At 37.2% G+C, this 4746-nt stretch carries 2 protein-coding genes and 1 pseudogene; 1 reads left to right on the top strand and 2 read right to left on the bottom strand.

The features are described from left to right. Window positions 1-573 precede the first annotated feature (573 nt). Window positions 574-1923, top strand: a complete 1350-nt coding sequence (gdhA, locus tag CQA44_RS11240) for an NADP-specific glutamate dehydrogenase (RefSeq protein ID WP_115547313.1) — start codon at window positions 574-576, stop codon at window positions 1921-1923. A gap of 388 nt (window positions 1924-2311) precedes the next feature. Here gdhA and CQA44_RS12725 read toward each other — a convergent pair whose 3' ends face one another. Together CQA44_RS12725 and CQA44_RS12720 are read right to left on the bottom strand one after the other, a co-directional pair. Then, window positions 2312-2533: a hypothetical protein gene (locus CQA44_RS12725; protein WP_115547312.1), complete on the bottom strand. Its 222-nt coding sequence runs from the start codon at window positions 2531-2533 to the stop codon at window positions 2312-2314. A 1845-nt stretch (window positions 2534-4378) separates the two neighbouring features. Further along, a pseudogene (locus tag CQA44_RS12720) lies at window positions 4379-4746 on the bottom strand (hypothetical protein); the annotation flags it as partial.

Raw genomic sequence — 4746 nt, 5'->3', positions numbered from 1 at the left:
CTCATGGAATATCAATGAGATATTAGTCTTTGTTTCATTAAGGCAGAACATGAAGCAAACTTTATTGCTCTAGCACTACAAGCTTGTTGTTAGAATAAAGCATTCTTAGCTTGAGAGAGAATCTACATGACTGTATCTTTCATTGATAATTCTCATAAGACTATTGCCCTTCATGCTTATTGACATAAATAATCCTACAAGAATCTTAACACTTCACGCAGCAAGTCGCTTAAGCTCTAAAGTTATCTTACTGCTTGTATTAGCTCTGTGAAAGTACACGAGCCTGCCAAAAGATTCCAAGATTAAATCAATCTATGTGTAATAGAATCTATGCTTAAGTGCTTTCTCTCATCAAGGGATTTATCCCCCTCTAATCTCTTGCATGTTGGAATCTTCCTTTCTCTAATCCCTTAATTTTTTAATCCTCACCAACACAAGATATTGCTTTAGGAAATATTGAGGCTAGGAATGTCATTTTAGCTTTGCTATTATTTTATGGGAAATGTTTTAAGAAATATAGCCTATAATAATAAAATATTATTATACAACAACTTAAAAGCAAGGAGATTCCCTATGTATGCCAGCAATGTTCTTAATCGTCTCAAAACACAATTCCCCACACAAACGCTGTTTCATCAAGCGTTGGAAGAAGTATTTGAATCTCTTAAGCCTGCTCTTGACAAAAACAAGAAATATGAAAAATATGCTATCCTTGAGCGTTTAGCCCTCCCTGATAGAGAAATCCACTTTCGTGTAAGCTGGGTAGATGATAAGGGTAAAATCCAAACCAATCGTGGTTATCGTATTGAATTTAATTCTGCCATTGGACCTTATAAAGGGGGATTACGCTTTCATCCTAGTGTGAATGAGGGCGTGATAAAATTTCTAGGCTTTGAGCAGATTCTCAAAAATTCTCTCACCACCCTTGCAATGGGTGGAGCTAAAGGTGGAAGCGACTTTGACCCTAAGGGGAAAAGTGAGGGGGAGATTATGCGGTTTTGTCAAGCCTTTATGAATGAGCTTTATCGCCATATTGGAGCAACAACTGATGTCCCTGCAGGTGATATTGGCGTGGGTAGCAGAGAGATAGGCTATCTCTTTGGACAATACAAGAAACTCACCAATTGCTTTGAGGGCGTCTTAACAGGCAAATCTCTAGCATGGGGTGGCAGTCTTGTGCGCACTGAAGCCACAGGCTATGGTTGTGTGTATTTCGCTCAAGAAATGCTCAAATCACGCAATGAAAGTCTTGAAGGCAAAGTATGCACTGTCTCTGGAGCAGGCAATGTTGCCATTTACACAGTGGAAAAGCTCTTGCAACTCGGTGCAAAGCCTGTAACAGTAAGTGATTCTCAAGGTATGATTTATGATAAAGAAGGCATTAATTTGGAGTTGTTAAAGGAGATTAAGGAAGTCAGACGTGCTTCACTCACAGAATATGCACAAAACAAACCAAGCACTCAATACACTCCCATCAGTGATTATCCTGCAGGGAGCAATGCAGTGTGGTCAATCCCCTGCTTTGCAGCCTTCCCTAGCGCAACACAAAACGAACTCAATGAGCAAGACGCTAAGAATCTCCTCCAAAATGGTTGCAAATGCGTGAGTGAGGGTGCAAATATGCCCTCTACGATTGAAGCAGTGCGTCAGTTTATTAAGGCAAAAATTTGCTATGGTCCGGGCAAGGCTGCTAATGCAGGGGGCGTGGCTGTGAGTGGGCTAGAAATGGCGCAAAATGCAAGTATGAATGCGTGGAGCTTTGAAATCGTAGATAAGCATTTGCATAGCATTATGGAAAATATCTTTCATAATGTCAGTCAAACTGCACAAGAATTTGGCGAACCTACCAATTTTGTGCTAGGAGCAAATATCGCAGGATTCAGAAAGGTTGCAGAAGCGATGATTGACCAAGGCGTGATTTAATCCTCGCTTTTGAATATAAGAGAAATCTAGTCTTTTTGGCTGACTTTGAAAGTCAAGGAAATTCTCCCTCAAAGAGACAAATGGAAAGTTCTTTTTTGCTAGAAATGCAAAGCTTTGAAAGCTAAAGCAGGTATAGAATCTCTTTAGTTTATAGGCAATCTTTTCTCTTAACAGAGAGAGGGAGCAGAAAGAGAAAAAGAACAGAGAAAGTTCTTTTTACTAGAGAGGGTAATCTCACATATCTCTAGCCTTTAAAGCGATTAAAATAAAGAGAGAAAGCGAAAGAATAGAAAGAATAGAAAGAATAGAAAGAATAGAAAGAATAGAAAGAATAGAAAGAGAGAGAAAATGACAACAAGAAGTTTTAAGCTTTGCAGATATAGAGGTTTTAGGTAAGAGGATTTAAACAATTTGTAGATTCTATACTTGCTAAAGCTGGAGTATTGCAAACTGAATCAATTGCAAGTATTAAACAGCTTGCAGATTCTATACTTGTTAAAGCTCTCACAACACAAATAATCCTATCATGTAAAGCTTTAGAATCAAAGAGCAAAAACCCTATTACAATCCCTATTAAACAACTTGTAGATTCTATACTTGCTAAAGCCAATTAAATCTGTGGGTATGTCCTCAATATTATTAAACAACTTATAGAATCTCTTTAGTTTATAGGCTAAAAAAGAATTAATGCAAAGCTTTAAAGCTAAAGCAGGTATAGAATCTCTTTAGTTTATAGGCAATCTTTTCTCTTATTTGTCTCTTTGAGAATCTAAAGCTTTGTTCAAACTTTATAATGAGATTAAAATATAGAATCATGCAGAATCTAAGATTCTATCATTAAGAGATTCAGAGTGCAGAAAGAGATTCTTCGCTTTGACTACGTTTAAAGCTTAGAATGACAAGCTTGAGTATTCAGAGATACTTCGGCTAAAGCCTTTAGGAATGACAAGAAAAGGAGTCTTAATATAACAAAGGGAGATACTTCGCTTAAGTAATGACAACTGCTCTTACCTAATACTTGTAAATAGGATAAGGTAACTACATTGCAGATAAGACAAATAAGGATTCTTGTCGTTACTCAAGAATCTATTTTTTCTTCTGTCATTTTGAAGTCTTGCATAGCAAGACTGAATAATCTAGCAATCCTTGTCATTCTTAGCTTGCTTTAGCAAAGCGAAGAATCTCTTCTACTAGATTCTAAAAGAGCAAAGAATCTCAAACTACGCTTAAAGCTTAAGTATGATAAAGAGAGATACTTCATATTCGTTTTACAAAGCTTTAGAATGACAAGATTAAGAATCTTGGGATACTTCACATTTGCTTAAGTAAGACAAACAAATGCCTTTGTGTTGTAGATGTGCCACTAATTCATAGGAATACTCTTGGCAGTAAGGCATTTCTCTCTTCTTTTGATTCAGAAAGAGAGATTTGTGCATAAAAGAGAGAGGTGGCAAGGTCATTAAGAACTAACCTTCATGATATGCTTTGATTCTCCCCTATAATGCCCTATTGCAATGCTAGACATGACTTGATAGGCTTTAAATGTGTGGGGGTATCCTTTATGAATGATAGAACACCAAGAAGCACTGCTTTGAGGTAGCAAATTACAAATCAATTATTTGGAATCTTTAAGGCTTGCATATAGAGATTGTATTCTAATCACAAATTTGATGTCAATAATACTCACAAAGAATAATTACAACGTTATTCGCAAGCGAGAACAAGCGAAAAAGCAAAGAAATTTTTACACGCATATTTTGCTTGATTCTTCTGATGTTATTTGAAACTATTATCAATAAACTGCTCTCTGATAGTATTTTAATTTCTAATTCAATACAACTGCCAACTTTCACCTACCTCATCAAGATACTTTATTGAAAAATAAGTGGAGTAATTATCCTTGACGTTATATTCATCATAGAGATTCTCTGTATAAAAAATTTGCCAACGATTTGTAGGTGTTGCACTCAAACATGTGCGTCAATATTATATCTTTGGTCTATCTTATTCATTAAAGGAATAAATCTCTACCTCACAGCCAACAAAGCGACATAAATAACTTTTAAACTTTAGATGGATTGTGTAGTTGAAAGCCTATTAAAGTATGTATATCTTTACATAGCAAACATGAGCGAGCCTATTTTCGCCATTCTTTGTAAATGTGTTACGCGGTTTGTTTGCATATATAATGGCGATTGCTTCTCCTTGAATTGTTTTAAACCTTGTGTTAAAGCAAAATTTACCCCTCCCTCCCTAACTTGTTTAAGTAAATGAAACCTTAAGCAATGCTTTGAACATCTCTAAACTGCGATTAATTTCTTTAATGTACTCTTTGGATAACCTCACCCAAAACTGCGCTTGCAATGATAAAATCTACAATTAACTCGCGTAATTGTAAAGTAGCCAACGCTCTTAAGATATTAATAAAACTCTTATTGATATTGAGTTGTCTTAATTAGCCAATTTTACTTCCGTTTTTTCTCGCGCATTCTACTCCCAAAATACTTAGTCCTTCATTATCTTTACACGCAAGGAGCATACCCTCACTGGTTACACCCATAAATTTAGTAGGCTTAAGATTGGTTAAAATGCAAACTTGCTTGCCAATTAAACTTTCACACTCATAAAATTCGGCAATACCTGCAACAATCTGTCTTTCTTTTGGTTCTCCTATATCTACTTTGAGTTTAAGTAATTTATGGCTTTTGGTAATCTTATTAGCCTCCCCCCCCCCCCCCCCCCCCCCCCCCCCCCCCCCCCCCCCCCCCCCCCCCCCCCCCCCCCCCCCCCCCCCCCCCCCCCCCCCCCCCCCCCCCCCCCCCC

This window comes from Helicobacter sp. MIT 14-3879 (assembly GCF_003364125.1).
This window is presented reverse-complemented; position numbering and strand designations above follow the sequence as displayed.